Annotated in this window: 21 protein-coding genes; 15 read left to right on the top strand and 6 right to left on the bottom strand. The window is 38.8% G+C overall.

Annotated elements, in window-relative coordinates; genetic code table 11:
- The first annotated feature begins 204 nt into the window (after positions 1-204).
- Together murI and CBW18_RS20550 are read left to right on the top strand one after the other, a co-directional pair.
- Positions 205-1,023, top strand: coding sequence for a glutamate racemase (gene murI, locus CBW18_RS20555; RefSeq protein WP_088303248.1), 819 nt, complete (start codon positions 205-207; stop codon positions 1,021-1,023).
- A 336-nt stretch (positions 1,024-1,359) separates the two neighbouring features.
- Positions 1,360-3,261 carry a class II glutamine amidotransferase gene (locus tag CBW18_RS20550; protein ID WP_088303247.1) on the top strand — a complete coding sequence of 634 codons (1,902 nt, stop codon included), beginning with the start codon at positions 1,360-1,362 and terminating at the stop codon, positions 3,259-3,261.
- A gap of 184 nt (positions 3,262-3,445) precedes the next feature.
- On the opposite strand, the gene CBW18_RS20545 is transcribed toward CBW18_RS20550, so the two are convergent.
- A complete protein-coding gene (locus tag CBW18_RS20545) occupies positions 3,446-4,072 on the bottom strand; it encodes a LysE family translocator (protein WP_088303246.1) in 627 nt (208 codons plus the stop codon).
- Positions 4,073-4,222: 150 nt separating this feature from the next.
- Here CBW18_RS20545 and CBW18_RS20540 point away from each other — a divergent pair, with 150 nt between their 5' ends.
- From CBW18_RS20540 to CBW18_RS20520, 5 genes are all read left to right on the top strand, one after another.
- Positions 4,223-5,830 (top strand): MFS transporter, encoded by a 1,608-nt coding sequence (locus CBW18_RS20540; protein ID WP_088303245.1) that lies wholly within the window; start codon positions 4,223-4,225, stop codon positions 5,828-5,830.
- A 60-nt stretch (positions 5,831-5,890) separates the two neighbouring features.
- Positions 5,891-6,349 (top strand): dCMP deaminase family protein, encoded by a 459-nt coding sequence (locus CBW18_RS20535; protein ID WP_088303244.1) that lies wholly within the window; start codon positions 5,891-5,893, stop codon positions 6,347-6,349.
- A gap of 179 nt (positions 6,350-6,528) precedes the next feature.
- Entirely contained in the window at positions 6,529-8,058 is a 1,530-nt protein-coding gene (guaA, locus tag CBW18_RS20530) for a glutamine-hydrolyzing GMP synthase (protein WP_088303243.1), read from the top strand.
- Positions 8,059-8,163: 105 nt separating this feature from the next.
- On the top strand, positions 8,164-9,375 hold the full coding sequence (locus CBW18_RS20525) for an ABC transporter substrate-binding protein (protein ID WP_088303242.1): 1,212 nt from the start codon (positions 8,164-8,166) through the stop codon (positions 9,373-9,375).
- A gap of 14 nt (positions 9,376-9,389) precedes the next feature.
- On the top strand, positions 9,390-10,550 hold the full coding sequence (locus CBW18_RS20520) for an RNA methyltransferase (RefSeq protein WP_088303241.1): 1,161 nt from the start codon (positions 9,390-9,392) through the stop codon (positions 10,548-10,550).
- A gap of 375 nt (positions 10,551-10,925) precedes the next feature.
- On the opposite strand, the gene CBW18_RS20515 is transcribed toward CBW18_RS20520, so the two are convergent.
- The 4 genes from CBW18_RS20515 to CBW18_RS20500 form a co-directional block, all read right to left on the bottom strand.
- Complete coding sequence (locus tag CBW18_RS20515) at positions 10,926-11,492, bottom strand: MarC family protein (protein ID WP_029287908.1); 567 nt, start codon at positions 11,490-11,492, stop codon at positions 10,926-10,928.
- A 75-nt stretch (positions 11,493-11,567) separates the two neighbouring features.
- Positions 11,568-12,893, bottom strand: a complete 1,326-nt coding sequence (locus CBW18_RS20510) for a porin (protein ID WP_088303240.1) — start codon at positions 12,891-12,893, stop codon at positions 11,568-11,570.
- A gap of 105 nt (positions 12,894-12,998) precedes the next feature.
- On the bottom strand, positions 12,999-14,456 hold the full coding sequence (locus tag CBW18_RS20505) for an amino acid permease (RefSeq protein ID WP_088303239.1): 1,458 nt from the start codon (positions 14,454-14,456) through the stop codon (positions 12,999-13,001).
- 132 nt (positions 14,457-14,588) lie between these two features.
- The gene (locus tag CBW18_RS20500; protein ID WP_088303238.1) at positions 14,589-16,835 is read right to left on the bottom strand and encodes a sodium-translocating pyrophosphatase; all 2,247 of its coding nucleotides are present in this window, start codon (positions 16,833-16,835) and stop codon (positions 14,589-14,591) included.
- A gap of 300 nt (positions 16,836-17,135) precedes the next feature.
- Between CBW18_RS20500 and CBW18_RS20495 the strand changes: the two genes are divergently transcribed.
- Entirely contained in the window at positions 17,136-18,578 is a 1,443-nt protein-coding gene (locus CBW18_RS20495; RefSeq protein WP_088303237.1) for an APC family permease, read from the top strand.
- Positions 18,579-18,670: 92 nt separating this feature from the next.
- Here CBW18_RS20495 and CBW18_RS20490 read toward each other — a convergent pair whose 3' ends face one another.
- The gene (locus tag CBW18_RS20490) at positions 18,671-18,868 is read right to left on the bottom strand and encodes a hypothetical protein (protein ID WP_088303236.1); all 198 of its coding nucleotides are present in this window, start codon (positions 18,866-18,868) and stop codon (positions 18,671-18,673) included.
- 380 nt (positions 18,869-19,248) lie between these two features.
- Here CBW18_RS20490 and CBW18_RS20485 point away from each other — a divergent pair, with 380 nt between their 5' ends.
- From CBW18_RS20485 to CBW18_RS21605, 7 genes are all read left to right on the top strand, one after another.
- Positions 19,249-19,824 (top strand): hypothetical protein, encoded by a 576-nt coding sequence (locus tag CBW18_RS20485; RefSeq protein WP_088303235.1) that lies wholly within the window; start codon positions 19,249-19,251, stop codon positions 19,822-19,824.
- A gap of 6 nt (positions 19,825-19,830) precedes the next feature.
- Entirely contained in the window at positions 19,831-20,475 is a 645-nt protein-coding gene (locus CBW18_RS20480) for a hypothetical protein (protein ID WP_088303234.1), read from the top strand.
- A 9-nt stretch (positions 20,476-20,484) separates the two neighbouring features.
- Positions 20,485-21,267 carry a DUF3238 domain-containing protein gene (locus tag CBW18_RS20475; protein ID WP_088303233.1) on the top strand — a complete coding sequence of 261 codons (783 nt, stop codon included), beginning with the start codon at positions 20,485-20,487 and terminating at the stop codon, positions 21,265-21,267.
- A 28-nt stretch (positions 21,268-21,295) separates the two neighbouring features.
- The gene (locus tag CBW18_RS20470; RefSeq protein WP_088303232.1) at positions 21,296-23,101 is read left to right on the top strand and encodes a type VI secretion system Vgr family protein; all 1,806 of its coding nucleotides are present in this window, start codon (positions 21,296-21,298) and stop codon (positions 23,099-23,101) included.
- 2 nt (positions 23,102-23,103) lie between these two features.
- Positions 23,104-24,039: a hypothetical protein gene (locus CBW18_RS20465; protein WP_088303231.1), complete on the top strand. Its 936-nt coding sequence runs from the start codon at positions 23,104-23,106 to the stop codon at positions 24,037-24,039.
- A 7-nt stretch (positions 24,040-24,046) separates the two neighbouring features.
- Positions 24,047-24,595 (top strand): hypothetical protein, encoded by a 549-nt coding sequence (locus tag CBW18_RS20460; RefSeq protein ID WP_088303230.1) that lies wholly within the window; start codon positions 24,047-24,049, stop codon positions 24,593-24,595.
- A gap of 15 nt (positions 24,596-24,610) precedes the next feature.
- The coding region (locus CBW18_RS21605) for a hypothetical protein (RefSeq protein ID WP_216359277.1) at positions 24,611-24,883 on the top strand (273 nt) is incomplete at its 3' end.

Here is a 24,883-nt window from a genome sequence, read left to right as displayed (position 1 = left end):
AGGAACTGAGCATTTCCTTCATGATTTAAAAATACAAGCGGAATTAAGTTTAACTTAGTTTCGCTTTTTTTGTACTTGAAGCATTTTAATGTTGCAAAGTTAAAAGACTAAGGAGATGCTATTCACGCGGTGCTAAACCTTCTCAGCATTTTAACCAATTTTCAGTTAACTTTACCACATTTCAATATTTAACTTGCCGAAGCAATGCAAACATCACCCATAGGTATTTTCGATTCTGGTTATGGCGGATTAACCGTATTCAGATCTATAGCAGATCAGTTGCCGGAATATGATTACATCTATCTGGGTGATAATGCCCGCTCTCCTTATGGAGACCATTCTTTTGATACCATTTACAAATATACTTTAGAATGTGTGGAATGGCTTTTTGCCCGGGGCTGCCAACTGGTGATTCTGGCTTGTAATACCGCTTCTGCGAAAGCACTCAGGACGATACAACAGAAAGACTTGCCGGCAAAGTACCCGGATAGAAGGGTTTTAGGGGTAATCAGGCCGACAGCAGAAGTAATTGACCAATTCACGCAGCACAAACAGGTAGGCGTAATGGGAACCCGCGGAACGGTTAACTCGCAATCCTATCTGTTGGAAATTAATAAGTTCTTTCCCGATATTAAAGTGTTTCAGCAAAGCTGCCCGATGTGGGTGCCATTAATTGAAAACAATGAGCATTTGCAAACAGGTGCTGATTTTTTTGTCCAGGAATATTGCCGGCTGCTAATGGCACAATCTGCCGGTATTGATTGTGTTTTACTGGCTTGCACACACTATCCCTTGTTGTTGCCAAAACTGAAAAATACATTGCCGGAAACCATAAACATTTTAACGCAAGGAGAAATTGTTGCTAATAGTTTAGTTGATTATTTGGAAAGACATCCGGAGATTGAGGCAAAACTAGCAAGAGCCGGAAAGAAATCTTTTTACACCAGCGGAGATCCTTCAGCCTTTGATGAACATGCTTCGGTTTTCTTTGGAGAAGCGTTGAAATCAGAGAAAATGGCGTGAGCGTTAACTTGGTTAAAGGGGTAGGTGTATTGGATCAGGAGGTTCATGCAGCTAAAAATGAAACGACTGCATCTTTATCAGCATTGCTTAACATAAGTCATTTAATAATTTATCATTTTTAGGTAAGAGCCAATTATCACCTGTTCTGGCTTAACACGTTACACAGGCTTCGCCATGTTGTACATGTTCATTCTATCATCCATATCTTAGCATTGATATAAAAATACTTAAATGGTGCGTCTGTAATCCGAATTAACTTCTTACTGACAAAAGAAATACTTTTTATTTAGGTTGTGATTGTTTAAAAGGATAACTTTGCGCCTTCAAACCCACACAATGAGTGATCAGATAAAACACGAATGCGGAATCGCTTTTATTCGCCTGTTAAAACCACTTTCTTACTACCAGCAAAAGTACGGTACAGCACTTTACGGCCTTAACAAATTATACCTTTTAATGGAAAAACAGCATAACCGGGGCCAGGATGGCGCAGGTATCGCTACCATTAAGCTGGATATGAAACCAGGTAGCAGGTACATCAGCCGATACCGGAGCATGGCTTCGAATGCAGTAGCGGATATCTTCGAATATGTCCAGAACAAATTTGTCGATATTCAGGAAAATACGCCTGAATTAATGCAGGATACAGAATGGCTCAAAGACAACGTAAGCTTTATCGGTGAAGTGTTAATGGGCCATTTGCGTTATGGTACGCATGGTAAAAATAGCATCGAAAATTGCCACCCTTTCTTAAGGCAAAACAACTGGATGACCCGTAACCTGGTCATTGCCGGTAACTTCAACATGACCAATGTTGATGAATTGTTAGAGCAATTATACGAGTTAGGACAACATCCTAAAGAAAAAGCAGATACGGTTACCGTGTTAGAAAAAATCGGACACTTTTTAGATGATGAAAACCAGGAACTTTTTGATCAGTACAAAAAAGAAGGGCACGATAACGTAGCCATTACACACAAAATTTCCGACCACCTAGACATTGCGAATATTCTTCGCCGCTCGGCTAAAACCTGGGATGGTGGTTATTCTATCTGTGGAATGGTGGGTAACGGCGATTCGTTTATTATGCGTGATCCGGCTGGAATTCGTCCCGCCTACTATTATTATGATGATGAAATCGTGGTTGCAGCGTCAGAAAGACCAGCTTTACAAACCGCATTTAATATTCAGTTTAAAGACGTTAAGGAGATCGATCCGGGGCATGCATTAATCATCAAGAAAAATGGCGAGGTAAGCATGCAGCAATTCCGGGAACCTACTGAAAGACTTTCATGTTCTTTTGAACGGATTTATTTTTCTAAAGGAAGTGATGTAGAGATTTACCGCGAACGTAAGCAATTAGGTCGTTTACTAAGTGATAAAATCCTTCAGGCTGTTAATTACGATTTAAAAAATACGGTGTTTTCATTTATTCCGAATACTGCTGAAGTGGCTTTCTTTGGAATGGTTGATGGTGTGCAGCAATATGTTCGCAGGCATCAAAAGGATATCCTTTTACATCAGAAACAAGAGTTATCAGACGAAGAGCTGGAGGCTTTATTGTCGCTGGCCCCAAGGGTAGAGAAGCTTGCCGTAAAAGATGTAAAGCTCAGAACATTCATTACGCAAGATGCTGATCGAAGCGAGATGGTTGCACACGTTTATGATACCACCTATGGTATTATCAATAATCATCAGGATACTTTGGTTGCATTAGATGATTCTATCGTGCGTGGTACTACACTGAAACAGAGTATCATCAAAATTGTAGACCGTTTACATCCGAAAAAAATCATCATTGTTTCTTCTGCACCGCAAATTCGTTACCCGGATTGTTACGGTATTGATATGAGCAGAATGGGACAATTCGTCGCTTTTGATGCGGCGATCCAGTTGCTTACTGAACGTGGTATGTGGCAGGTGATTGAGGATGTTTATGCCAAATGCAAAGCATCGCTATTGTTGCCAAAAGAGGAAATTGTAAATCACGTAAAAGAGATTTACAAACCATTTACACCAGAGGAAATTTCAGCTAAAATCGCACAGATCATTACGCCTAAAGGTACTGTTGCAGAAGTAGAGGTGATTTACCAGAGCCTGGAGAACCTTCATGAAGCTTGTCCAAAAAATAAAGGTGATTGGTATTTCTCCGGTAATTACCCAACGCCTGGTGGAAATAAAGTTGTAAATAAAGCCTTCATCAACTGGAAGGAAGGAAATAATCAAAGGGCTTACTAAGCGAAGATTAAAATATAATATTGGATGGCTCATATGAAAATATGGGCCATTTTTGTGAATGTATTGGGGCTGTCTGGTTGAACTTGCCTAATAGAGGAGTTATTCTTGCTGAGTAATGGATTCAGCGAATGAAAAATTGGCTTCGCAAAGACGATTCTTCGTGCCCTTACAGCAAGATTAAATACTAAGCGTAAAACTGGATATAAGTTTTATATATCAGCCAGAAGGCAAAGAATATAATAATTACACCTGCAATTTTATTCAGCGTTTTTAAGGCGTCTTCCTTAATTTTATAACGAAGTTTACTGGAATAAAAACTTTTGGTTGCATCGATGCTGAGCTGGGTAGCCATGGCAATAAAAAAACAAAACAGTTTCTCATTCAGCATATTATTGAGTTTAACCGAGATGATACCACTTACGATGATCCAGAACATGAGTGTAGAAGGCGTAAGGATGCACATCAAAAATCCCTTTAATACATAACTTCTTTTACTGACTTTCTGAAGTGCTGAACTGTCGTAATGAACCTTGATTTTAGAAACCAGGTAATAAATCCCTACGGCGAGTAAAAATACGCCGCCTATGGCACCTACATATTTATCAAAGTCTGCTTTATAGTCAAAAAACTGGCTGCCAAAAAGAACGATCGCAATTAATATAACGTCACTAATTATTACCCCAACAGCCAGAGAAAAACCTGCCATAAAGCCTCTTTCTATACTGGTTTTAATCATTGCAAAAAATACCGGACCTGTTAGAAACGATGATATAATCCCTGCCCCAATACCTAATAATATGGCTTCAAACATGTATTGTATTGTTTATAATATGCGAATATGCAATTTTATACCTAAACATGTAACATTTATTTTTGTTAGGTCTGCCGCACAAAAATTAACGGATTTTATTTTTTTTTAGCTAAGTTTAGCCCCATTAAAACTAAAACAATTTAAATCGAAATGTCAAAAGAAACAACAAAAAATTATGGTACAGCATTATACACAATTATCACTGTATTCTTTTTTTGGGGCTTTGTTGCCGCGTCAAACGGTATCTTCATTCCCTTTTGTAAAACTCATTTTAAATTAACGCAATTTGAATCTCAACTTATTGATTTCACCTTCTATGGTGGCTATTTTATTGGCTCATTAATCTTGTATTTTGCATCTCAAGCCACAAAAGTTGATATCCTCAACAAAATTGGTTACAAAAAAGGAATTATTGCCGGCCTAATTATTTCTGCAGGAGGGGCATTCTTAATGATACCTGCCGTACATTCCGGTTCTTTTTTATTCATCTTATTTTCCTTCTTTGTGATTGCACTGGGTTTTTCCTTACAGCAAACAGCAGCAAACCCATTTGTGGTGGCTTTAGGTGAGCCTGAAAGTGGTGCACACCGTTTAAACCTGGCAGGAGGAATCAATAACTTCGGTGGTTTAATGGGACCTGTTATTGTTAGTGTGGTACTTTTTGGTACAGCGAACGATGCCGTAGCAAAAGCCGTTGAAATTTCATCAATTAACAACTTATATTATATCCTGGGTGGATTGTTTCTGGCAGTAGCCATATTTTTTGCCATTTCTAAACTTCCTGATGTAACCAGTACAGAAAAGATTGAAGCCAGCAGTAAACCTACTGGTCCGTTGGTGGTGATGATTGTTGGTTTCCTGATGGTGGCTGCAGCAAGTCCACTGGCTAAACTGACAGGCATCAGTGCTTCTATCTTTGTATACTCTTCACTGGTTATTATTCTGGGTGCTTTATTATTCGGATATTTCACTAAAAAAGATAATGCTGCAAGCTGGGGTGCGATGCAATATCCGCAACTGGTTTTGGGTATGCTGGCCATCTTTATGTATGTGGGTACAGAGGTAACCATCCAAAGTAATCTGGGTGCCTTGCTTAAACTACCGGATTTTGGAGGATTGGATGATGCCGATATTAAACCCTACATTTCCTTGTATTGGGGCAGTATGATGATTGGAAGATGGGCTGGTGCTGTAGGTGCATTTAATTTAAGTAAAACAACCAAAAAGATTTTAACTGTCATTGTTCCATTTGTGGCATTTGCCATTATTTTAGGGGTTAACCATGCAACAGGTACAGATGTAGGTAACTTGTATGTTTATGCCGTATGTGTTGCCATTATGGTTGCTGCGGTATTTATTGGCCAGGAAAAACCTGCTAAAACACTGGCCATCTTCGGTACGCTTGGTGCCGTAGCAATGATTATCGGATTATTAACCACTGGTCATGTGGCTATTTTTGCTTTTGTAAGTGGCGGTTTATGTTGCTCCATCATGTGGCCATCCATATTCTCACTAGCCATTACAGGTTTGGGTAAATATACCTCTCAGGGTTCATCATTTTTAATTATGATGATTCTGGGTGGATCAATTATTCCTCCGATTCAGGGAGAACTGGCTGATAGTGCCGGAATCCATCATTCATACATCATTCCGGTAATTGGTTTTGCCTACCTGATTTTCTTTGCATGGAAAGTAAGCGGTGAACTTAAAAAACAAGGTATTGACGTTGAAAATATTACAGCCGAAGGTGGACATTAATTTTAATAAAGTATTTTTGCAGCCACAGGGATAAATTTCCTGTGGCTTTTTAATTTTTACATGACTGACAAACCAAGCTTCGACACCATATTCATGAACCTGGCTACCGATCTGGCTGCCCGTTCGCATTGCGTTCGTGCCCATGTAGGTGCGGTTTTAACCAAAGATACCCGGATCATTTCCATAGGCTACAACGGGCCACCTGCCGGAACGCACAATTGTGATGAGGAATGGCCGGAACATGGTTGTGCAAGAGACAGCAAAGGCAGTTGCTCGCTGGCTTTGCATGCCGAAGAAAATGCCATTCTTTATGCCTCAAAAAACGGTTCTAAAATAGAGGGGTGTACTTTGTATACCACCTTATCTCCCTGCATCGCCTGCGCCAGGTTAATCTTATCATCGGGAATTAAACTGGTTTATTATTCTAAATCTTATGCCGCTTATAAAGGTTTACCCAGTGATGAAGGGGTAGATTTTCTCCGGAAGTTCGGGGTAGAAGTGAAATTAATGGAATCCTAAGTTTCGTTGGTTTGATCGCGCTTTAGTTTATAGCTTGAATTTGTCCCGTCGATGCCCAAACGACATACGATTGTTGTCAAAAGCCCAAACGCTGTGTGCTCTGCTTAAAGCCTAAACTTTCATGCTAAAAATCTCACCTCACCCGTCTGAAATCTCATATCTAATTGGTAGCTTTGCAGATGCTAGAAAAAATCATTATCGTCGATTTTGGTTCGCAGTTTACACAGCTCATCGCCCGGAGAGTTCGCGAACTAAATATTTACTGTGAAATATATCCATTCAATAATCTTCCTGAAATTACTGAAGATGTAAAAGGTGTTATCTTTTCGGGTAGCCCGTTTTCCGTTCGCCAGGATGATGCACCGCAGATTGACTTTGCTAAATACCATAATAAATATCCTGTATTGGCTGTTTGCTATGGAGCCCAGTACATCGCCCAGCATTCCGGCGGTGATGTTCAGCCTTCATCCAGCCGTGAATACGGCCGCGCGAACCTGAATTTTGTCAATCAGGAAAACAAACTTTTCAAAGGCATTAATATTGGCTCTCAGGTTTGGATGAGCCACGGCGATACCATCACCAGCATTCCTGATAACTTTGAATTAATTGCCAGTACGGATAGTGTTAAAGTTGCTGCTTACCATATTAAAGATTCAGATACTTACGCGATTCAGTTTCACCCGGAAGTAACACATAGTATTGATGGAAAGATGCTTTTGGAAAACTTCCTTGTCGATATCTGCGGATGTAGTCAGGATTGGACTTCAGCAGCCTTTGTAGATACTACCATTGCGGACATCAAAGCGACTGTAGGCAATGATAAAGTTGTTTTAGCGTTATCGGGTGGGGTAGACAGTAGTGTTGCTGCAGTTTTATTACACCAGGCTATCGGAACAAACCTGCATTGCATCTTTGTGGATAATGGTTTATTGCGTAAAAATGAATATGAAAGTGTTTTAGAACAATATAAAGATTTTGGTTTAAACATTAAAGGTGTTGATGCCAAGGATAAGTTTCTGAGCCAGCTGGCCGGTGTGGAAGATCCGGAGCAAAAGCGTAAAATTATCGGACGTGTATTTATTGAAGTTTTTGATGAAGAATCGCACCAGATTCAGGATGTAAAATGGTTGGCACAGGGAACCATTTATCCGGATATTATTGAGTCTGTTTCAGTGAAAGGACCATCTGCTACCATTAAATCGCACCATAATGTGGGCGGTTTGCCTGATTTTATGAAGCTTAAAATTGTGGAGCCACTTAAAACTTTATTTAAAGATGAAGTAAGAAGAGTAGGGTCAACTTTAGGTCTTGAATCCTTTATTTTGGGTCGCCATCCTTTCCCGGGTCCGGGTTTAGGCATCCGGATTATTGGTGAGGTAACCGCAGAAAGAGTAGCTATTTTACAGGAAGCAGATAAAATTTATATCGATAACCTGAAAGAAGCTGGCCTTTATGATCAGGTTTGGCAGGCAGGTGCAATTTTTCTGCCGGTGAGATCTGTTGGTGTAATGGGTGATGAACGCACTTATGAAAATGTAATTGCGCTAAGAGCTGTTGAATCTCTTGATGGAATGACTGCAGACTGGTGCCATTTGCCATATCCTGTACTCGCCAAAATATCAAATGAAATTATCAATAAGGTGAAAGGGATTAACCGCGTGGTTTACGATATCAGCTCCAAACCACCGGCAACAATTGAGTGGGAATAATATTGATTCATAGTCTTGAGTCCTAAGTCAGGAGTCAATTTAAAGAATATAGGATTATGCTGGCGGTTTAAACATTTGCCAGCATATTTTGTTTAAAATACACATATGAATTTAAAGAGGAATTATTGGTTTTTGATGCTGCTGGCGATGATTTTTGTGGCCTGTTCACCAAAAGTCAGAACGACAAAAAAAGATACTGCTAAACCAAAAGAAAAGGAGAAGCAAGAAGAGAAAAAGCCTGCTAAAAAGTTTACGCAGGCAAGTGTTTCTCTTTTAGTTCCATTTAAATTAGATGAACTCAATTTAAAAACAGCCACCAAAGCAGATATTGAAAAGTTCGCCATGCCCATCGATTTTTATCAGGGCTTTAAGCTTGGGTTGGATTCTGCAGCAGCATCCGGACTAAACTTTAAACTGAATGCTTTTGATACACAGGATGATAATGCTCATATCTCCGTGCTGTATAAAAACGAACGGTTTCAACAAAGTAATTTAATTATCGGTCCGGTTTTTCCTGATGGTTTAAAACATATTTCTGCTTACTCAAAAGAAAATGATGCTACCATTGTATCTCCACTGGCTGCAACCAATCCGGCAGAGTTTAATAACCCTAATCTCGTGTCCATTGTGAACAATATTGAGTTACATGGACAGCGAATTGCCACCTATATTGTCAAAAATTTTAATCCGTCCAATACAATTGTGGTTATCATCAATCCTAAAAAAACAGATGATGAGGCATTTGCTGCGCCGGTAAGGGATTATTTAAAAACCAATGGTAAGTTTGTGGTTCAGGAATATGCATCGGTTTTTACATTTGAAACCAAGATGCAAAAAGGCAAGCATTATGCTGTAGTGGTTACCTCATCTGATCGTGCTTTCGTTCAGCCAACAATTGATAAACTTTATAAGCTTAAAAATCTGGCTTCAGGTGGTTATGTAATTAACTTATTCGGACATCCGAATTGGGTAAAACAAAACTATCCAACGGATAAAATTCAGGCATTAAATACCATTATCAGTTCTTCCTATAAAATTGATTATAAAAATACAGCAGTTATTGGTTTTATCAAAAAATACCGTTACCGCTATGGCTTTGAACCCGGAGAGTATGCTTTTAAAGGTTTTGATGTAGGGTATTACTTTGGTAAATTATTGAGTAATCATGGAGAAGATTACCGTGAATACCTGACAAAAGATAAGTATAAAGGCCTTCACAATACATTTTCATTTATCCATGACGAAAAACTGGGCTACATTAATACCAGTTTAATGCTGCTGAAATACAAAAATTTCGCTTTAGAAATTGTAGACTAAATTTTTCCTTTTTTATGAAAGCCAATCATCAGTTAAGGGCCTTTGAGCAGATTTTAAACAGTTACGATGGAAGTTTGCCCTTACACCGTTTTTTACCTGGATATTTTAAGCAGCATAAGCAAATGGGCTCCTCTGACCGGAGATGGGCAACGCGGCATGTTTATAGTTTTTTCAGGCTAGGTAACGCTTTAAAAAAACTGAATAACGAAGAGCGTTTATGTATTGCAGATTTTCTTTGTCAGGAAACTTTAAGTCCCGTTGTTGCTCAAAAATTCCCGGAATGGATTAACCACATTTTGCATCCACTATCCGAAAAGATAGATTTTATCAAAACGACATATCCTGATTTTAACCTGGAGGATGTTTATCCACTTCATTCGCATTTATCGGAAGCCGTAAATAAACCGGAGTTTCTGACTTCGTTTTTCAAGCAGCCGGATCTTTTTATTCGTGTTCATGCCAATGATCAGGCAGAAGTGATGAGCAGGCTTAGTGCGCAGGAAATACCGGTAAAGGCCATTGGTGAAACAGCCCTGGCAATGCCAAACGGAACAAAGCTGGAAAGCATTTTGCAGGAGGGAAGTTACCAGGTTCAGGATCTTTCTTCACAACATACGGGCACTTATTTTAAGCCAGATAAGTGGGATAAATGGTGGGATTGCTGTGCCGCATCTGGTGGGAAAACGTTGCTTTTGCATAGCATTGAGCCAGTTGTAGAGTTATTGGTAACCGATTTGCGCGACAGCATTTTACAAAATCTTGATGAGCGGTTTCGTCTCGCAGGAATAAAAAAGTACCATAAAAAAGAGTTGGATCTTTTGAAAAATAATGATCAGGTACTGCATCATTATCAGTTTGATGGAATCATCCTGGATGCGCCCTGTACCGGTTCCGGAACCTGGGGCAGAACCCCTGAAATGCTTACGTTTTTCGAAGAAAGAAAAATTAACCAGTTTGCAGCCATCCAGAAGGGGATTGTACAGAATGTGATCAAATATTTAAAACCCGGAAAACCACTTATTTACATTACCTGTTCGGCATTTGCAGAAGAAAATGAGGATGTGGTCAAATATATGCTGGAAAACCTGCCACTCGAACTGGAAAAGATGGAACTGATTGACGGTTATGAGAATTATGCAGATACGATGTTTGTTGCCAGGTTAATGAAGAAATGATCTTAGCAAGAATAGATTGCTTCGTCGTGCCTCCTTGCCATGACGGAGCGTGTGTTGTATTATTAACACCTGTAGTATAGTGAAAGGAACAAATCAGCTTAGCTCAAAATATTTTTATAGTAGCTAGATATTTTCGAGCCATTCCTTCATATTTCTTTTTAGGTATTTCACTGCCTCCATCAAAATTGCAATGGCGCCGATAATAACAGTATATTCTTCAAAGCTTTTCATTTTTGGTTAGCTTGATATTAAGATCAATATAACCAATTTTTGTTACAACACTAGCAGATTTGCAAGGTTTTAAATGGCTAAGTGCAGACGAAACTTCGTCAGTCTAACACAAGAGGGTAACTATCACTGAGATAATAATAAGTGCTAAAGACCTGTATTGTTGCGAAATAACTTAATAGCGATGGCCAGTAATATCACGCCAAATGCCTTACGCAGAATATTCAGACCGGTTTTACCAAATAACCTTTCCAGTCGCTCCGTATTTTTCAATACAAAATAAACAAAAAGCATGTTCAGGATAATCCCTACCAGGATATTCTGGGTCTGGTACTCCGTTTTTAATGAAAGCAGTGTTGTCATGGTACCGGCACCTGCAATTAATGGAAAGGCCAGTGGTACAATAGAGACGGTTTCAGGTGCCTCTTCTTTAAAGATCGTAAGCCCGAGAACCATTTCCATGGCAATACAAAAAATAACGATGGAGCCTGCAATGGCGAAGGATTCTACATCCAGGCCAATGACTTTGAGCAATGACTCACCCAGAAAAAGAAATAAAATCATTAATCCGGTAGCTACAATGGATGCCTTTTCTGATTCAATATGACCAGCCTTTTTTCGCAACTGAATGACAACCGGAATAGAACCTAAAATATCGATAATGGCAAAAATAACCATCGTGGTCGTGAGGATCTGATTTAAATCGAATTTCATAAAATCAAGTTTCATATCGCGCAATTTTGATCAAAGGTAGCGCAATTTGTGCTAAACTTCATTTACAAAAAATTCTTAAAAATAGAATTGTGTTCTTAAAGTGAATACATTATCCTTTCTATCATCGGTATAGCCTGATAAGGCTGTAGATTCATTTTTAATGACGTCATAATAAAGCACTGCTTTAAAATGTGGATTAAAATGATGTAAAAAACCAAATCCAAAAGTATCAAAACGAACATCTGCAGCTGATAATCCCCTTACTGCTGAAATATCCATGCCTTTCACTTTTGAATTGGGGTCGTACCAATCGTATTTTAATATAATCTGGTTGTCTGTACTGTTTAATGTTTGAACAAACGTAAAATATGCCCCATTAAATGTCCGGGTGTAATAGGGCAGAGGTTCAGCCTTATCATCTACAGGATACGAACCTGGTGTGGTTGAGGTAGTAGACGTTCCGGTTTGGAGTCCGGATATGACCTCAGCACGCAATTCTGATTTCCAGCTTTTGGTTGCAGTAGCCAGCTGAATATCTGCACCGTAGTAGCGGCGTGGTGCAACAGCATTTAAAGTACTGGCAGAAGAATCTTTTACCATTTGCCATAAATGACCATTGTGTTCCATTTTATAACTCACGGGTAAGCGATGGTTTAATCCTCCCTGTAAGGTACTTATTCCGCCCGCTATAGAGAAACGCATTTTCTTAAACGTGTATGGCTTATGGCTTAACCTGGCAATCACATCCTTGCTGTTGTCAAATTCAGCCGGACCAGCCAATCCCTGCCCGTTGTATACCCCAAGATCCAATACCACATTTTTAAGTCTGGCATTTTTCCATCGGGGATTGAATGTAAATGTTGCGCCCAAATCCCGTTCGGTTTTCATTAAAATTTGCGACATGCGTCCGCGTTCAGGCGCTTCTCTGCCTGCAGAAGAAAGTTGTAATTCATTTCCGAATGGCCTGCCGGATAAACCTAATGTGACATGAATTAATTTCCATTTGTTTTCATAATAACGGCCCCAAAAATCTCTGACATTCACACCCTGTTCTGTTCCGTCGAACTGCAATACAAAATAAGTAGAAGGATTGTTGTTATCATCCAATAACATGTAATCAGCACGTAACCGGCCCCGTCTTAACCGAAAGCGATTGTTGGTGTATTCGCCGAAATTGCCGCCCTGATATTCCGCCTGTGTGCCATTTGATTGCGCCACCTGAAACTGAGGCTGTAAATAACCACTAAAGGAAAGGGAACCGTATTTTTTTGAAATGATTAATAAATGGTTAACCGTTGTGGAATCCATTATATCGTTAATGGTACGTTGCGCATAAGTTTGTAAGGAAAGCAATAACAAAAGCACAAGAATGGCAAAATACTTGTTTTGATGTGGTACCATTTATAATATCTCTGATTTTTGTGCAAAGGTAGTTTTTTAACAATTATTTAACACAAAAAAATCCCCGACTTTTAACCGGGGATTTAAAACATATTTTTTTATTGATTATAAGCCAGGTTTTGGCGGATCAACAGGTTGAACTACTTTTCCTTTATTTCGTAGAACAGAATTATTCTTTCCATAGAAGAAATAAATGGCCGTACCTAAAGCCATCCAGATGGCTAACCTAATCCAGGCCTCAATCGGTAATGACGACATTAGATAAACGCAAACAATTACACCCATAATTGGCACGAAAGGAACCAATGGTGTTCTGAAAGGTCTGGGTCTGTCAGGATCAGTTTTACGCAATAATAAAACACCGATACAAACCAGGGAGAATGCAAACAATGTACCTATTGATACCATGTGACCTAAATCTGTTACCGGAACAAATCCGGCGAAAATGCTCACGAACACCATGAAAAATAAGTTTGTTTTAAAAGGCGTTCTGAATTTTGAGTGGATGTTGCTGAAGAACTTAGGTAATAATCCATCTTTAGACATGGTATAAAACACCCTTGATTGTCCCATTAACATCACCAGTATAACAGAAGTATAACCTGCCAGGATGGCAATGATTAAACCCATTTGTAACCAGCTATATCCGGTTACTTTAAATGCTGTTGCAGCCGGAGAGGCATCACCCTTAAATACACTATAAGGTACTAAACCAGTCATAACGTGTGCAAACAGAACATATAATATGGTACATACGACTAATGAACCCAGGATACCGATTGGCATACCTTTCTGCGGGTTTTTAGCTTCCTGTGCAGCTGTAGAAACGGCATCGAAACCGATAAAAGCAAAGAATACCAATGCTGCACCTGCTGCGATACCAGAAATACCAAATTCACCTTTAACACCCGTGTTTTCAGGAATATATGGCGTATGGTTTGCCGGATTAATGAATTTCCATCCCAATGCAATAAATACGATTACCACAGTAACCTTAACGATGACCAGGATATTGTTCAGGCTTGCAGATTCTTTGGTACCGCGAATCAACATCAGGGAAAGTAAAGAAACAATTACGACTGCAGGGAAATTAATTCCTCCGCCATCCACTTCAGCAAATGACTTGGTTAAATAAAGCGGCATTTCAAGGCCAAATTCATGAAGTAACTTATTGAAATATCCTGACCAGGAAACACCCACCGTAGCAGCGCCCAATGCATATTCCAGTACTAAATCCCATCCAATTACCCAGGCCATAAACTCGCCCATAGTGGCATAAGAATAGGTATATGCACTACCTGCTACCGGAATCATTGATGCAAATTCTGCATAGCATAATCCGGCAAATGCGCAACCTACTGCGGCCAATACAAATGATAAGGTTACTGCAGGGCCAGCGTGATCTGCTGCTGCGATACCTGTTAAAGAAAATAAACCTGCCCCAATAATAGCGCCTATACCTAAAGCGACAAGACTCGTACTGCTTAGTGTACGTTTGAGTGTGCCTTCGCCACTTTCAGCAGATTCTGCTATAAGTACATCAATAGGCTTTTTTAGATTCATAAGTTGTTTAGTCTTTTATGTTTTGTTGATTTTTATGATAATAAGCGGTAAACCTAAATAAAAATTACCAAAAATTAAAAGGGATTGTGTTAAAATCCCCTTCCTTAATATTTTATATCTATGTTTTTACAACTAATTGTGTAAAGTATCGGAAACATTTGTTAAGGTGTCTGTAATTGTGTTGCCCAGACGGTCTGTTTTCTGCTGAATTTTCATTTCGCTGTGAATTTCTGTCCGATGTTCTGCCGCAACAGCTTTAACGGCAATATATGGCGCAATAACCAGTGAAACAATAGACATTAATTTAATTAAAATGTTCATTGAAGGACCGGAAGTATCTTTAAACGGATCACCTACGGTATCACCAGTTACAGAAGCTTTATGCGGCTCTGATTTTTTATAAAACATTTCCCCGTTAATCATCACCCCCTGTTCGAAAGATTTTTTAGCATTATCCCAGGCACCGCCGGCATTGCTCTGAAAAATACCCATCAACACACCAGTTACGGTTACGCCGGCCAGTAATCCACCTAAAACCTCTGGTCCAAATGTAAAACCGACAATGATAGGGGTAATCAAAGCAATGGCACCAGGCATCATCATTTCCCGGATGGAAGCTTTGGTAGAAATGGCCACGCATTTATCATATTCTGGTTTTGCTTTATATTCCATAATTCCAGGAATCTCGCGGAACTGTCGCCGTACTTCCTGAACCATGTCCATAGCCGCCTTACCCACTGCCTGAATACAAAGTGCCGAAAAAATAAACGGAATCATGCCACCTACAAATAACCCGGCCAGAACGGGTGCTTTATAAATATCGATCGCCGTAATTCCGGCAATGCCAACAAAAGCGGCAAATAGGGCCAAAGATGTTAATGCGGCCGATGCAATGGCAAAACCTTTACCTGTTGCGGCAGTGGTATTGCCTACTGCATCAAGATTATCTGTACGTTCACGTACTTCTGGCGGAAGCTGGCTCATTTCTGCTATTCCGCCGGCATTATCTGCAATCGGGCCAAATGCATCAATGGCCAGTTGCATGGCTGTGGTGGCCATCATACCCGCCGCCGCAATGGCAACGCCATATAATCCGGCAAAATGATAGGAAGCCATAATTCCACCCGCCAAAACCAAAATCGGAATGACAGTGGATTTCATCCCAACCGATAAACCGGCAATAATATTCGTGGCATGCCCGGTTGATGATTGTTGAATAATTGAATTAACCGGACCTTTCCCCATGGCCGTAAAATATTCTGTCACTACACTCATAATGGTTCCCACTACAAGGCCAACAATAATGGCATAAAAAACATTCATGCTGGTAAATGAATATCCGCGAAGGCTTAAGGTTTCAGGAAGCATCCATTTTACAATAAAGAAGGAGGCTACAGCGGTAATGATAATGGACGACCAGTTGCCAAGGTTTAACGCGGTTTGAACGTTCGATTTTTCATCTTTAATGGTCACAAACCAGGTTCCGATGATGGAAAATATAATGCCCAGGCCACAAATAACCATGGGAAGCAAAATAGGAGACATGCCGCCAAACTGATCTGTAACGGTTATTTCCTGTCCCAGAACCATTGTAGCCAGAATAGTGGCCACATATGATCCGAATAAATCGGCACCCATGCCCGCCACATCACCCACATTATCACCTACATTATCAGCGATGGTAGCAGGGTTTCTTACATCATCTTCCGGGATTCCAGCTTCGACTTTTCCTACCAAATCTGCACCAACATCTGCTGCTTTAGTATAAATTCCACCGCCAACACGAGCAAAAAGGGCAATTGATTCAGCGCCCAGAGAAAAGCCGGTTAGTACTTCAATGGCGGTTCTCATTTCTACGCTATTGGCATTGGTGACGTGAAACAACTGCATGAAGACGATAAATAAACCGCCTAAACCCAGAACAGCCAATCCGGCTACACCCAATCCCATCACCGTTCCACCGGTAAAGGAAACTTTTAGTGCCTGCTTTAAACTCGTTCTTGCGGCCTGGGTAGTCCTTACGTTAGCCTTCGTTGCCGATTTCATTCCTATGTATCCGGCAGTTGCCGAAAATACCGCACCTATGATAAAAGAAAGTGAGATGATCCAGCTGGAATGCATCGGAACACCATTAATTTCAGTAATGGTTCCGGAATAGGCGAGTAATGCTGCTGTAAAAACAGCAAAGATGCTCAGCACCCGCCATTCTGCTTTAAGAAATGCCATTGCGCCATCCGCAATATAGCCGGCCAGTTCCTGCATGTTTTTGTCGCCTGCGTCCTGTTTGTTTACCCAGGCACTTTTCATCATCATTACAATTATTCCGATCAGGCCCAATGCAGGAATACAGTAAATTAAATTGTCTTGTAAAAAAATCATAGTTAAATATTTGGTTATTGGTTCATAGCGATCAGTTCTTTGCCATTACGCTCATACATATACAGCACACTGATTTTAGAGATTTGGTTATTAATCAGCAATATAATATTTTATTTTCTTCAGATGAAATTATTAATGGACTGAATCTTAGGGTGCATTCATAAATAAAATTTCATAATTGAGGACCCGTTAACCAAGCCGGAATTTTATACGACTAAAATAATACAGGCCAACAGGTTCGTTTCTCTATTATTATAAATAAATTAGCCACAAACTAACTAAAACCAAACAACTAAGAAAATGGAAAAAGGACATGAAGCAGAATCTTCTAAAAGAAAATTAGGCCTTTTTGATGCGGCAATGCTGGTAATGGGCTCAATGATCGGAAGCGGTATTTTTATTGTCAGCGCTGACATCATGAGGGATTTAGGTTCAGGTTACTGGCTCATTGTTGTTTGGGTAATCACTGCAGTAATGACAATAGCTGCAGCAATTTCTTATGGAGAACTATCTGCCCTGTTTCCTAAAGCAGGTGGTCAATACACTTATTTAAAAGAGATTTTTGGCAAAATGATGGGCTTTCTTTATGGCTGGGGGCTCTTTACGGTGATTCAAACTGGTACCATTGCTGCCGTTGCGGTAGCTTTTGGTAAATTTACGGCCTATTTAATACCGGCATTAAATGATGCTGCCCCGATTTTTCAGAGCGGAAGTTATAAAATTACCTGGATACAGTTGCTGGCTATTGCAGTTATTCTGCTGCTAACCTATATCAATACAAAGGGTGTAGAAAGCGGTAAGGTGCTGCAAAATATTTTCACGGGATCTAAAATTATCGCTTTAATTGGCTTGATTATATTGGGTTTTCTCCTGGTAAATAACGGCTTCTGGGCAGAAAATATGAAATTCGGTTGGAATGCCTTCAATAATCTTAAAACAGATCTGAACGGCAATTTTATGAAAGCCGGATGGGAATCTATTTCCGGCATGGCGATAATGGGGGGCATTGCCGCTGCCATGGTTGGTTCTGTATTTTCAAGTGTAGCCTGGGAAAACGTCACATTTGTCTCCGGAGAAATCGAAAATCCAAAGAAAAATGTAGTGCGATCGATGGTTTTGGGCACTACAGCGGTGATGGTGCTTTATCTACTGGTTAATTTTATATACCTCAATACCTTAACCAGGGATAATATTGCCTTTGCTGTAAATGACAGGGTAGCCGTTGCAGCATCTGAACAAATTTTTGGTGCCGGAATAGGTACGATCGTAATGGCGGTTTTGGTGATGATTTCTACTTTTGGCTGCGTGAATGGTATCGTGCTGGCAGGAGCAAGGGTTTTTCAGACCATGGCACAAGATGGGATGTTTTTTAAAGCAGCACTTAAAAACAATAAAAATGGTGTTCCTGAAAAATCCCTCTGGATGCAGGGAATCTGGGCATCCGTTTTATGCCTGAGCGGTCAGTACGGCAACCTTTTAGACATGATTTCTTTTGTTATCGTATTGTTTTACATGATTACAGTATTTGGTGTGATCTATTTAAGGTTTAAAAAACCTGATCTGGAAAGGCCTTATAAAACCTGGTTATATCCGGTTACACCTATAATCTACCTTGTAATAGGATCCGCATTCTGTATTTTGCTTCTTATTTATAAACAACAATATACCTGGCCCGGTCTCATTATTGTGTTATTGGGTGTGCCTGTTTACTTTTTAATCAATAAGAACGATGCCAAGCTTTAATAGCTGAAATTAATGCAATATGCCCATCGTAATTAAACAGGAAATTTTTAATCCCTCTCTAAAAGGTAGCAAGAACACATGCTGCCTTTTTTTTATGGCATTGATGCGGCAGCTCCATTGCGGTTTATTTCCATCTGAAAATGCAAAAACTGTATACCGTTGAAGTAAGTGGTTGCCATTTGGGTGTCTGTTTTTTGAACATTTTTCCTGCAATATTGTAGATGTTTAAATTCAAACGGTGTGATTTTTAAATATATTGATCTGGCTAATAATTCCTTTTCAATAATCATCAGGGCATTTTTTGCTGTGTTTTAAGGTTTTTAAATAAGTAGGTTATTCATTCTCAACCCTTCAGGTTTTAAGTTGGCCTGATATTTGGATTTACTCCAACATAGTTGCCAAAAACTATTTTAACCAGATTTTATATTACTTCAAATTTTAAAACTATGGCTTTCAAAGCTGGATTAAACTTTTTAGGTACAACGTACAGTATACATCAGCATGGTTGTATGTCAAACTTCAATGTACAGCCTAAGGGAAGGGCTCCTTCCGGTACATTTGGAAAATCTTCATGTCCAATATGGATATCCGTTGAATAAAAGCGATTTGATCATTCATAATGGGAGTTTTCTCACGACCAACTTAACTGTTTCGTCCTAATTAATTTTAAATGAAAAGTACACCTTTTAGTTATACCATAATACATGCCTTTATTTTTACTTTCATCATGGGTGCTTTTTTGGGATGTAGTGAAAATCAAACTCATGATCAAAAGAAGCGTGAGAAGTCTGTCAATGATCAGAAAGCCGGCAGCACACATGTATTCCTCACTTATATTGATTCGCTAACAAAAATTCCTTTAAACCAATTTAATGAACCGCGTATTCAATCATTAAACAAAAAGTTCTCTGCGAAGCTTATGGTTGAAATTTATAATGATGAAAAACATGATGCAGAGAAAAGCATCGTGGTACAGTACTATAAAAATGAGGAGCAAGCGAATAAGGTAAAGGCAGGTATGATATGCCTTATACCAGAGTCGATTTCAGATTCTTTACGCATTGCTGATTTTGCAGCCTATTTTGGAAAGATTAATGAAGAAAAACCCTTAATTGGCATAACAGCACAACCACTCCCCGTTAAGATTAAAGTTTCGGAAAGTACAACCCTTAAACTGACTTTTAATAGCCATGAGAAACTAGACCAGGCCCATGTCATTATGGCGGAGGTTTTAAAATATAATTAAATATAAATGAACACGCTTTTAAAGATAAAGGAATTTGATGCACATAGAGGCCCCGAAAACGTAAAAATGGGTGGCGGCGATGGGCATGTACAAACAGCTACAACTGTTGGCAGTTTAGGGAGAAATGTGAAGGAGCAAGTAATGGATTTAAAGCGTTTGATTGGAAATAAATTTTACTTCCTGGGTGTTTTACTTTGCTGTTTGGTCTTTTCTTGTGCTCAGTGGGATCGGCCACAAATCAAATACCTTGTACCGGAAGGTTATGACGGAATGATTGTCATTGCATGGGGACAGAAAAATGGATCTCCTGTTGTAACCGAAGATGATTTTGAAGTTTATAAAATCCCTGAAAATGGTTTTTTTAGAACACAGAAGAAAAGTAGAAATATAGCACCGGTTGAAGAGAAATTTTATAGTTATAATATTAAAACGGGAAAAAGAACTGAACTTGAAGTCATTAATGCTGATCTTGTAACAGATACCATCACAAAGCCTAATCAAATCTACCAATTAAGAGGCTTCTCTGCCGGGAATGAAAAAGGTAACTACATGGTTTTATATTTAACTAAAAACCGAAATTATAAATCTGAACATTTTAAAAACCAAGAAGAATTAGATGAAAGAATTAATCAGCTCTCTCAACAAAATTAATTTACAGGTATGAAGATAAAGATGTGTGCATTTATACCCAAAACATTAGGAAAACCTTTCAAAGCAATTGCTTTACCTAAAAATTTAATAAATCAAAAGGCATTTGATAAACAAGCAGGTAGGATAGTTGGTTTTTGGCTACCTGAGCCATACCCAGCAACTGTATTTTGTGAAACTGATAACCGAGAATTTGGAGATCTTAATGGTACAAATAGATTATGTGCTTATAACAATCTGAACATTGATTTAAGTAAAACCGGGCAATTCCAAACAAAGTACGGTTATATGGCCAATCTATTCCAAAAAAAATGTGATCCGAGCGGAAGAGCATTTGTACAGTTCGCTTATCGATCATTAAATGTGCGAGAGATGGAGAAAACGCCAAAAATTCCTTATCAAGGTGGTGGAGGTAAGTTTGCATGGATTGATCGTAGAAGAAAGTATGGTTATTTGCAGCCACCTCAATTTTTGCGAGCTGAACCAGTACAATATCAGGATCTTGTTAAAGATATTAACGAGAATCAGTCTGTCATAAAAGTAAAGTCGAGCGCCGGATATCCATTTTTAGAGCCTTTTTCACCTAATATTGACTTTGAGTTTGAAATTAGCATATTCAGGCTATCTGACTGTTATAGGATAGAAATAAATGGGGCGCATAATAAATTTCCATGTTATGAAATGTATATAAATAATCAGCCTGTTTATACATTCAAATCAACAGATACCGCACCTAATCCAATTAACTTAACCTCAAGTACATCTTTTAAAATTGTGAAAAGATTTTTTAAATAAGAGCATCTTAATCCTAAACTAAGCAGCTATGGAACACAAACTCATTGTAGAAATTAATATAGAAGATACGCCAATAGCCCACTTTGCCTCCTTTAACCTGGTACAGGCTTTTAATCAGCATCATTATTTTGAGCTGCATTTTAACCACGACCAACTGGGCACGCCGGGATTAATCAATTTAGACGACAGCCGGGATTTCGTAGGAAAAACCTTAACAGCATCCTTTGGTCACTCACCAGAACGCCAGCAGCATTTTTCAGGCCTGGTGACCAAAGTAGAACTTTCGCAAAGCCATGGTTACCATGGGGTGCTAATTGTAAGTGGCTATAGTCCCACTATATTAATAGACAGGGGCCAGGATTTGGGATCTTATTTGGATAAGGATTTAAACGACATTGTAAAACTGGCCACAAAAGATACCCCGGTTAACGATTTAAAAATTGTAGCAAATGCCAGCCGCCAGTCAAGTATAGATTACCTGATCCAGTATAAAGAAAGCGACTGGGAATTTATGAACCGTTTATCGGGCGAATACCATGAATGGCTGTATTATGATGGGCAGCAGCTGAATTTCGGAAAGCCGGATGAGCAAAAAGACGTATCCTTATTTTACGGACGGGATGTTCATAGCCTGCAATATGCCATGGAAGTGGCACCCATTAAAAACAAACGTTTTGCCTATAACCCGAAGCAGGATGAAATGCTGCACAGCGAAAGTAGCGGCAAGGCGGATGGCCATCCGGATCTGGCTCATGCCATCAAAGCTTCGAACAACATGTTCAGCAAAACCTTTAACCAGCCCTCGCTGATCAGGGTAGATAACGGAAACGACATTAAAAGCCACGTAGAAAATGAAGAAAAAGCGCACATCAGCGAGTTGTTAAAAGTAAATGGCAGTGGCGATAATGCCGAACTAGGCATTGGTACCATTGCCGAAATTACGATGAGCATCAGGCAGGAAATTGCTTTTGCTACAGAAAGCCTGGGTAAGTTTTTAATTACCAGTGTTAACCATACGCTGGATGGAACCGGAAAATACAGCAATACCTTTGAAGGTTTAGTATCAACCACAGAGCGCCTACTGGTTAAAAATTATGATAAGCCCAGTCCGGATATGCAACTGGCGGATGTGCTGGATAATGACGATCCGCAGGGGCAGGGCCGGATTAAAGTACGGTTTAAGTGGGAATGCCAAACCAACGACCCTACTGAATGGTTAAGGGTGGTGAGCCCAAATGCCGGAAGCGGCGATACTGGTAAAAACCGGGGCTTCCACGTAATTCCGGAAAAAGGAGATCAGGTGGTGATTGCCTTTGAAGAAGGGAATGTGGCCCGTCCGGTGGTGATTGGTAGTGTGTACCATGGGAAAAGTGGGGATAGTAAGGGATTTAAAAATAGTAATACCAAGGGATTAACCTCCAGAAAGGGAAGTGTTTTAACATTTGATGATTTAAACCATGCCCTAAACCTGGGTACAAACGCAGCCAACTATGTAAAGGTAGAAAATGGACCGGGACAGATTACGGCAGAATCTGCTGAAACAATTGTGATCAGAACAGGCGATAGCAGCATTACCTTAAAAAAAGATGGAACGATTGATATTATCGGAAAAATTATTAATATTCAGGGTACCGATGCGATTAATGCCAATGCGGGTAAAATGCCAGGTACAGCGGTGAATATGGGTACAGTTGGGACAACTGCGGTAAACGTTGGTAGTAAAACTTATAATTTAGAATCGCAGGGAACGATTGTCGTTTGTTCGGATGCGACTATTTCTCAAACTTCAGCAGGTGTACAAACAATAACAGGTAGTCAAGTAGATATTAATTAATTATGAGTAGCAGATTTAAATTTTTTGATGAGGAAGAAGTATTAGCTACAAACAATAGTTCAAACATCAGTACTGAAAATAAAGCAGAGGATCACATAGGCCCAGCTATTACTTTGGAAGCACGCTATCGATGCGAACAGATGAATATAACTAAGGTTGAGGATAATATTAGTTTCCATTGCACAACAAAGAAACAGTATCATTTAGAGTACTATGAAGCAAATAAAGCGAAGATAAGCTTAGAGCAATTTCTGTATAAAATAAATCCAGAAGTATTAAAGGATGCAATCATCGCTACCGAGCCTCTTGAATATAGTAAGGAGAATGTTATGTTAGCACTAAATAAAGACAATATTATTAAAAGTATTGTTAATTATACAGATATAAAAGATCAATGGGAGGCTTTTAAGCCGAAACTAATGCAAACAAGTTTCTATAAAGCATTATTACAACATGATTTTAAGGCTGCTGAAGGTTTTATGAATGGCGGGGACACTGAATTTGGTTCGGAAGCAAACCTAATCAAAACGTATGAAAAAGCCTTTTTCTTTCACGTGGTCTTCAATGACTATGATCCTTGGATCGATAGATCAGAAAAGCAAAGGTTAAAATTTAATTCTCAGATATTTGTTAATGTTCCAATAGAACTCGAGTTAACTCATGGTATTATTGAAGAAAATAGCGAGACCGTTGAAATCATGACTGTAGGTAAATTGGTGAAGGACGGGTTAGATAACGCTGTTTTGGAAGAACAATATAATAAGTTCTATAAGCCAATGATAGAATACGATTTTACCGAATATAATTATGAATATATTGTAAGAAGGGTAATCGACAAAAAAACAACTTTAATCTTAAGTGCAAAAGCAAATTTAAAAGAAGAAGTAAAGTATAACTATCAATTTATCACTCAATTTGATTTGAAAAAAATAGATTAAATGAATTATGACAAGCAAAATCAATTTTAAAAAGGTAATTACTTATAAGCCTTATTTTTCTTATATTTTTATTCTTGTTTTGGCTGTCTCTGTGTTCTTTTTGTATAGTGAATGGTTTTACGTTAAACCTACCGGATTGTTAATCTCTTTAGCTATTGTACTATTAGTCTATATATGGGGAAGTTTTTTAACTAGTAAGAATCTGGAATTGAGTATTGTAGGAGATAATTTAATTATCAGCGATGGAAAAAAAACAATTTCAATTAAACTTAGTGAAGTTAATGGATTTTACTTTCATGATGAGGCAGCCTTTAACCATTCAGACTCAACTAAAAAAGGCCTTGCTTCGTCTATAACAATATATTATAGAAATGGAAAGGTATTCGAGGCAAATGAGTATTCAGCGCTTTTTTTTGCTGAAAAGTATGATAAGGAAAGAAATGTCATGTTCAGGGCTTTTTTAAAAGCTTTAATAACCAAATTAAATTTTAAGCTGATCAGAAAGAGTAAGTTTCGTGCATTCAGTAATGCCCCTTCAAGTTGGTATGCAAATTAAAATAGCTGGAAAGTAATGCAAAATCATAAGTATGAAAAATTCATTTTAAGGCCAGTGACGACGCTGCGACATTATGTAAATTATATTTTAGGATTCATTATTGCGGTTCCGTTGTTTTTTATATATAGTGAAATAGGCTTTCGTTATTTCGGAACATTTGGATTAATTTTCACGTTTTTTGTTTTTGGTATAATCATGATTTTACTTATAAAATTTTTTATGACAAAAACTATAGTAGTTTATTTTGATCAGTGTTTTTTTTACATAGAAGAAAATAAAAAACAACTA

The organism is Pedobacter sp. AJM, from assembly GCF_002197755.1.
GTDB lineage: Bacteria > Bacteroidota > Bacteroidia > Sphingobacteriales > Sphingobacteriaceae > Pedobacter.
This window is presented reverse-complemented; position numbering and strand designations above follow the sequence as displayed.

Bases quoted from the DNA above. Each gene is read 5' to 3' on its own strand.
- murI (WP_088303248.1), top strand. From the start codon at position 205: ATGCAAACATCACCCATAGGTATTTTCGATTCTGGTTATGGCGGATTA.
- CBW18_RS20550 (WP_088303247.1), top strand. From the start codon at position 1,360: ATGAGTGATCAGATAAAACACGAATGCGGAATCGCTTTTATTCGCCTG.
- CBW18_RS20545 (WP_088303246.1), bottom strand. From the start codon at position 4,072: ATGTTTGAAGCCATATTATTAGGTATTGGGGCAGGGATTATATCATCG.
- CBW18_RS20540 (WP_088303245.1), top strand. From the start codon at position 4,223: ATGTCAAAAGAAACAACAAAAAATTATGGTACAGCATTATACACAATT.
- CBW18_RS20535 (WP_088303244.1), top strand. From the start codon at position 5,891: ATGACTGACAAACCAAGCTTCGACACCATATTCATGAACCTGGCTACC.
- guaA (WP_088303243.1), top strand. From the start codon at position 6,529: ATGCTAGAAAAAATCATTATCGTCGATTTTGGTTCGCAGTTTACACAG.
- CBW18_RS20525 (WP_088303242.1), top strand. From the start codon at position 8,164: ATGAATTTAAAGAGGAATTATTGGTTTTTGATGCTGCTGGCGATGATT.
- CBW18_RS20520 (WP_088303241.1), top strand. From the start codon at position 9,390: ATGAAAGCCAATCATCAGTTAAGGGCCTTTGAGCAGATTTTAAACAGT.
- CBW18_RS20515 (WP_029287908.1), bottom strand. From the start codon at position 11,492: ATGAAATTCGATTTAAATCAGATCCTCACGACCACGATGGTTATTTTT.
- CBW18_RS20510 (WP_088303240.1), bottom strand. From the start codon at position 12,893: ATGGTACCACATCAAAACAAGTATTTTGCCATTCTTGTGCTTTTGTTA.
- CBW18_RS20505 (WP_088303239.1), bottom strand. From the start codon at position 14,456: ATGAATCTAAAAAAGCCTATTGATGTACTTATAGCAGAATCTGCTGAA.
- CBW18_RS20500 (WP_088303238.1), bottom strand. From the start codon at position 16,835: ATGATTTTTTTACAAGACAATTTAATTTACTGTATTCCTGCATTGGGC.
- CBW18_RS20495 (WP_088303237.1), top strand. From the start codon at position 17,136: ATGGAAAAAGGACATGAAGCAGAATCTTCTAAAAGAAAATTAGGCCTT.
- CBW18_RS20490 (WP_088303236.1), bottom strand. From the start codon at position 18,868: ATGATTATTGAAAAGGAATTATTAGCCAGATCAATATATTTAAAAATC.
- CBW18_RS20485 (WP_088303235.1), top strand. From the start codon at position 19,249: ATGAAAAGTACACCTTTTAGTTATACCATAATACATGCCTTTATTTTT.
- CBW18_RS20480 (WP_088303234.1), top strand. From the start codon at position 19,831: ATGAACACGCTTTTAAAGATAAAGGAATTTGATGCACATAGAGGCCCC.
- CBW18_RS20475 (WP_088303233.1), top strand. From the start codon at position 20,485: ATGAAGATAAAGATGTGTGCATTTATACCCAAAACATTAGGAAAACCT.
- CBW18_RS20470 (WP_088303232.1), top strand. From the start codon at position 21,296: ATGGAACACAAACTCATTGTAGAAATTAATATAGAAGATACGCCAATA.
- CBW18_RS20465 (WP_088303231.1), top strand. From the start codon at position 23,104: ATGAGTAGCAGATTTAAATTTTTTGATGAGGAAGAAGTATTAGCTACA.
- CBW18_RS20460 (WP_088303230.1), top strand. From the start codon at position 24,047: ATGACAAGCAAAATCAATTTTAAAAAGGTAATTACTTATAAGCCTTAT.